Below are 6257 nucleotides of genomic sequence, written 5' to 3' on the forward strand. Positions count from 1 at the left end.
GTACCGCACACACCCCCACGACCCGCACAGGCCGCCGCAGGCACCCCCGTCCGACCGCCGGAGGCTAGTGCGCTGCGGATTCCCAGTCCGCGCCGTCGCCCACCGACACGCCCAGCGGGACGTTCAGGCGCACGGCGTCGGACATCTCGCGTCGGACGATCTCCTCCGCCGCCGCCCGCTCACCCGGCGCGATCTCCAGCACGATTTCGTCGTGGACCTGGAGCAGCATCCGGGACGCGAGGCCGGCCGCCCGCAGGGCGTCGTCCACCTTGAGCATCGCGATCTTGACGATGTCGGCCGCAGTGCCCTGGATCGGCGCGTTGAGGGCCATCCGCTCGGCCGCCTCACGCCGCTGGCGGTTGTCGCTGTTGAGGTCGGGCAGATACCGCCGGCGCCCGAAGAGCGTCGCCGTGTACCCGGTGGCCCGCGCCTCGTCGACCGCCCGGCGCAGATAGTCCCGCACCCCGCCGAACCGCTCGAAGTACGCGTCCATGAGGGCCCGCGCCTCCCCCGCCTCGATGTTGAGCTGCTGCGAGAGCCCGAACGCGGACAGCCCGTACGCCAGCCCGTACGACATCGCCTTGATCTTCCGCCGCATCTCCGCGTCGACCGCGCCGGGCTCGACCGCGAAGACCTGGGAGGCGGCCGTGGTGTGCAGGTCCTCCCCCGACGTGAACGCCTCGATGAGGCCCTCGTCCTCGGAGAGGTGGGCCATCACCCGCAGCTCGATCTGGCTGTAGTCGGCGGTCATGAGGGACTCGAAGCCGTCCCCCACCACGAACCCGCGCCGGATCGCCCGGCCCTCGTCCGTGCGGACCGGGATGTTCTGGAGGTTCGGGTCCGTCGACGACAGCCGGCCCGTCGCCGCGACCGTCTGGTTGAACGTCGTGTGGATGCGGCCGTCCGCGGCGATCGTCTTGATCAGGCCCTCCACGGTCACCCGCAGCTTGGCCTGCTCACGGTGGCGGAGCATGATCACCGGCAGTTCGTTGTCCGTCTGGGTCGCCAGCCACGCGAGCGCGTCGGCGTCCGTGGTGTAGCCGGTCTTCGTCTTCTTCGTCTTGGGCAGGCCCAGCTCGCCGAAGAGGACTTCCTGGAGCTGCTTGGGCGAGCCGAGGTTGAACTCGTGCCCCGCCGCCGCGTGCGCCTCCTTCACGGCCTGCTGGACCGCCCCGGCGAACATCTGCTCCATGGCCTCCAGGTGGGCCCGGTCGGCCGCGATGCCGTGCCGCTCCATGCGGGCCAGCAGGGCGGAGGTGGGCAGCTCCATGTCCCGCAGCAGATCCGCGGCCCCGACCTCCTCCAGGCGGCCCTCGAAGGCGATGCCCAGGTCGAGCACGGCCCGCGCCTGGACCATCAGGGCCTCGGCCTCGGCCCCGTCGTCCGCGCCGAAGGCGAGCTGCCCGTCGGCCGCGGCGGCGGGCGCCAGCTCCCGGCCCAGGTACTCCAGCGACAACGCGTCCAGGTCGAAGGAACGGCGCCCCGGCTTGACGAGATACGCGGCGAGCGCGGTGTCCATGGTGACCCCGGCGATGCTCCAGCCGTGCTCGGCGAAGACCCGCATGGCGCCCTTGGCGTTGTGCAGCATCTTGGGCCGGTCGGCGTCGGCGAGCCAGGCGGCCCAGGCCCTCTCGTCGGCCTCGTCCAGCTCGGACGGGTCGAACCAGGCGGCGGCCCCGCCGGACGCGGCGAGCGCGACCTCGGCGACCGAGCCGGTGCCCAGGCCCCAGGTGTCGACGGTGGCGAGGCCGAGGGGCTGCCCCGTGCCGTGCTCGGCGAGCCAGCCGGCCAGCTCGCCGGTGCCGAGCACCGTGCCGTCCACCGCCACGCCGGGTGCGGCGACCGGGGCGCCCTCGGCCTCCTCGGCGCCCGGGTCGACGGCCAGAAGCCGCTCCCGCAGGGACGGGTTCCTGATCTCCAGGGTGTCGAGGATCATCGCGAGCGACTTGCGGTCGTACGGGACGCGCTCCAGGTCGGTGACCGTCTTCGGCAGCTCCACCGTGCGCACCATCTCGGTGAGCCGGCGGTTGAGCTTGACGGCCTCCAGGTGGTCGCGGAGGTTCTGCCCGGCCTTGCCCTTGACCTCCTCGACCCGCTCGACCAGCTCCGCGAACGAACCGAACTGGTTGATCCACTTCGCGGCGGTCTTCTCGCCGACGCCGGGGATGCCGGGAAGGTTGTCGGACGGGTCGCCGCGCAGGGCCGCGAAGTCGGGGTACTGGGCGGGCGTCAGGCCGTACTTCTCGAAGACCTTCTCCGGGGTGAACCGGGTCAGCTCCGAGACGCCCTTCGTGGGGTACAGCACCGTGGTGTGCTCGGAGACGAGCTGGAAGGAGTCGCGGTCGCCGGTGACGATCAGCACGTCGAAGCCCGCGGCCTCGGCCTGGGTGGCGAGGGTGGCGATGACGTCGTCGGCCTCGAAGCCGTCGACCGCGAAGCGCGAGACGTGCATCGCGTCGAGGAGCTCGCCGATCAGCTCGACCTGGCCCTTGAACTCGTCCGGGGTCTTGGAACGGTTGGCCTTGTACTCCGTGAACTCCTCGGAGCGCCAGGTCTTGCGGGACACGTCGAAGGCCACCGCGAAGTGGGTGGGGGCCTCGTCGCGCAGGGTGTTGGCCAGCATCGACGCGAAGCCGTAGATCGCGTTCGTCGGCTGGCCGGTCGCGGTGGTGAAGTTCTCCGCGGGCAGCGCGAAGAACGCGCGATAGGCCAGCGAGTGCCCGTCCATGAGCATCAGACGCGGGCGGCTGCCGCCGGGGCTGTTGTCGGTCTTCTTCGCTGCTGTCTCTGCCACGCCCCCGATCCTGCCACGCCCCACTGACAGTCAGACCCGCCCGCCGCCGACGGCACGCTGGGCGCGAGCACGGCCGTCGCTTTCCGTGGGCCCGGCAAACCCCGTTGTCACCGGTGCGTGCGAGGATCGGAGACGTACCTCACAGGTGTGTGCGAAGGAGAGAGTCCGATGGCCACGAAGCCGCCCAAGGGTGATCCGGTTCAGGACGCTCCCGAGGTCACCGAACCGAAGCACGCGGCGGCCGGCCTCCCCGCCATCGGCCACACCCTGCGGATCGCCCGGCAGCAGATGGGCGTCAAGCGCACCGCGCTGACCCTGCTGCGCGTCAACCAGAAGGACGGCTTCGACTGCCCCGGCTGCGCCTGGCCGGAGCCCGAGCACCGGCACTCGGCCGAGTTCTGCGAGAACGGCGCGAAGGCGGTCGCCGAGGAAGCCACCCTGCGCCGCGTCACCCCCGAGTTCTTCGCCGCGCACCCCGTCGCCGACCTCGCGACCAGGAGCGGCTACTGGCTCGGCCAGCAGGGCCGGCTCACCCACCCCATGTACGTCCCCGAGGGCGGCACCCACTACGAACCGGTGACCTGGGACCGCGCCTTCGACATCGTCGCCGAGGAGATCGCCGCCCTCGACTCCCCCGACGAGGCCGTCTTCTACACATCCGGCCGCACCAGCAACGAGGCCGCGTTCCTCTACCAGCTCTTCGCCCGCGAGCTCGGCACGAACAACCTGCCGGACTGCTCCAACATGTGCCACGAGTCGTCCGGTTCCGCGCTCAGCGAGACCATCGGCATCGGCAAGGGCAGCGTCCTGCTCGACGACCTCTACAAGGCCGACCTGATCATCGTCGCCGGCCAGAACCCGGGCACGAACCACCCCCGCATGCTCTCCGCCCTGGAGAAGGCCAAGGCGAACGGCGCGAGGATCATCAGCGTCAACCCGCTGCCCGAGGCCGGCCTGGAGCGCTTCAAGAACCCGCAGACCCCGCAGGGCATGGTCAGGGGCGCCGCCCTCACCGACCTGTTCCTCCAGATCCGCATCGGCGGCGACCAGGCCCTCTTCCGCCTCCTCAACAAGCTGATCCTCCAGACGGACGGCGCGGTCGACGAGACCTTCGTGCGCGAACACACCCACGGCTACGCGGAGTTCGCCGAGGCCGCCCGCGCCGCCGACTGGGACGAGACACTCGCCGCGACCGGCCTCACGCGCGCGGAGATCGAGGAAGCCCTCTCCATGGTCCTCGCCTCCGAGCGGACCATCGTGTGCTGGGCCATGGGACTCACCCAGCACAAGCACTCCGTGCCGACCATCCGCGAAGTCGTCAACTTCCTCCTCCTGCGCGGCAACATCGGCCGCCCCGGCGCCGGCGTCTGCCCGGTCCGCGGCCACTCCAACGTCCAGGGCGACCGCACCATGGGCATCTTCGAACGTCCCGCGCCCGCCTTCCTGGACGCCCTGGAGAAGGAGTTCGGCTTCGCCCCGCCGCGCGAGCACGGCTTCGACGTCGTCCGCGCGATCCGCGCCCTGCGCGACGGCGAGGCCAAGGTCTTCTTCGCCATGGGCGGCAACTTCGTCTCCGCCTCCCCCGACACCGACGTCACCGAGGCCGCCATGCGCCGGGCCCGGCTGACCGTCCACGTCTCGACCAAGCTCAACCGCTCGCACGCGGTCACGGGCGCGCGTGCCCTGATCCTGCCCACCCTGGGCCGCACCGAGCGCGATCTCCAGCAGTTCGTGACGGTCGAGGACTCCATGGGCATGGTGCACGCCTCCCGGGGCCGGCTGGAGCCCGCGAGCGGGCAGTTGCTGTCCGAGCCCGCCATCGTGTGCCGCCTGGCCCGCCGCGTCCTCGGCGAGAACAGCAACACGCCCTGGGAGGAGTTCGAGAAGGACTACGCCACCATCCGCGACCGCATCGCCCGCGTGATCCCCGGCTTCGAGGACTTCAACGCGCGCGTGGCCCGCCCCGGCGGCTTCACCCTGCCGCACGCCCCGCGCGACGAGCGCCGCTTCCCCACCGCCACCGGCAAGGCCAACTTCACCGCCGCGCCCGTCGAGTACCCCGAGCTGCCCGAGGGCCGGCTCCTGCTCCAGACACTGCGCTCGCACGACCAGTACAACACCACGATCTACGGCCTCGACGACCGCTACCGGGGCATCAGGAACGGCCGCCGGGTCGTCCTGGTCAACCCCGGGGACGCCGACCGGCTCGGGCTCGCCGACGGGTCGTACGTCGACCTCGTCAGCGAGTGGAAGGACGGCGTGGAGCGGCGGGCCCCCGGCTTCCGGGTGGTGCACTACCCGACCGCCCGGGGATGCGCGGCCGCCTACTACCCCGAGACCAACGTCCTGGTGCCGCTGGACGCCACCGCCGACACCAGCAACACCCCGGCCAGCAAGTCCGTCGTCGTACGTCTGGAACAATCGGCGACCGACTGAGCGTTTGCTCAGCGCAGACAGTCGTAGCGACCAGGACGAACGGAGCCCGCCCATGGGTGAGCAGCAGCACGCCACGTTCCCGCAGGAGGTCATCGACGAGTACGCGGCGCTCGGCGTCGACCTCGTCGCCATGTTCTCGGCCGGGCACCTGGGCACCCGCATGGGCGTGCAGATCGTCGAGGCCTCCGCGGACCGTGTCGTCGGCACCATGCCCGTCGAGGGCAACACCCAGCCGTACGGCCTGCTGCACGGAGGCGCCTCCGCCGTGCTCGCCGAGACCCTCGGATCCGTCGGCTCCATGCTGCACGCCGGCAGCTCCAAGATCGCCGTCGGAGTGGACCTGAACTGCACCCACCACCGCGGGGTGCGCTCCGGCCTGGTCACCGGAGTGGCCACCCCCGTGCACCGGGGCCGCTCCACCGCCACCTACGAGATCGTGATCAGCGACGAGGAGGGGCGCCGCGTCTGCACCGCCCGGCTGACCTGCCTGCTGCGCGACGCCCCCGGCCGCTAGGGCCCCCTCGGACCCGTCGACGAGGAAGTCGGCGTGCTCGGCGTCGGGTCGGGGCTGCGCTGGTGGGCCAGGGCGATGCGGGCCGCGGTGAGGACGTCGGCCCCCATGCTCATGGCGTCATTGCCCGCGCGGCGCCCGCGCCAGGTGGCCGATCAGATCGTCCCCTTCGTGGCCGTACGCGCCCGCGAGCACGCCCTCCTCACCCTGGGCATGGCGCTCCAGGGGCCGCAGCGGGCCCGTCGAGCAGCCGGTCGATCTCGGGCGTCGGGCCGGCACCACTGGTGCCGGCCCGTCGACCCGCGGCACCGGGGCCGCCCGCCGAGAGGCCCTGCCGAGCGAAGCACCGCCCGGCCCCACCGCACCGTCGAGTCGATCACCGGGAAGACACCGCATCCGCCCGACGCACCAGCCCCCGGCCGCCTCCGGCCGACCGCACGGACGGATTCCCGCCCCGCCCCGACCCGCGCCGGACAGCCCCGAAGACGCTCCCCGACTGGGCACAACCCCCCGAAC

The 6257-nt window shown here is 72.0% G+C and carries 3 protein-coding genes; 2 read left to right on the plus strand and 1 reads right to left on the minus strand.

What is annotated here, in order from left to right:
• Window positions 1-64 precede the first annotated feature (64 nt).
• Window positions 65-2794, minus strand: coding sequence for a DNA polymerase I (polA, locus tag AOJ26_RS21195; protein ID WP_053849905.1), 2730 nt, complete (start codon window positions 2792-2794; stop codon window positions 65-67).
• A 168-nt stretch (window positions 2795-2962) separates the two neighbouring features.
• Here polA and AOJ26_RS21200 point away from each other — a divergent pair, with 168 nt between their 5' ends.
• Together AOJ26_RS21200 and AOJ26_RS21205 are read left to right on the plus strand one after the other, a co-directional pair.
• Window positions 2963-5230 (plus strand): FdhF/YdeP family oxidoreductase, encoded by a 2268-nt coding sequence (locus AOJ26_RS21200; RefSeq protein ID WP_053849906.1) that lies wholly within the window; start codon window positions 2963-2965, stop codon window positions 5228-5230.
• Between the two features lie 52 nt (window positions 5231-5282).
• The gene (locus tag AOJ26_RS21205) at window positions 5283-5744 is read left to right on the plus strand and encodes a hotdog fold thioesterase (protein ID WP_053849907.1); all 462 of its coding nucleotides are present in this window, start codon (window positions 5283-5285) and stop codon (window positions 5742-5744) included.
• The last annotated feature ends 513 nt before the right edge of the window (window positions 5745-6257 follow it).

Source organism: Streptomyces sp. NRRL B-24085 (genome assembly GCF_001282115.1).
Classification (GTDB): domain Bacteria; phylum Actinomycetota; class Actinomycetes; order Streptomycetales; family Streptomycetaceae; genus Streptomyces.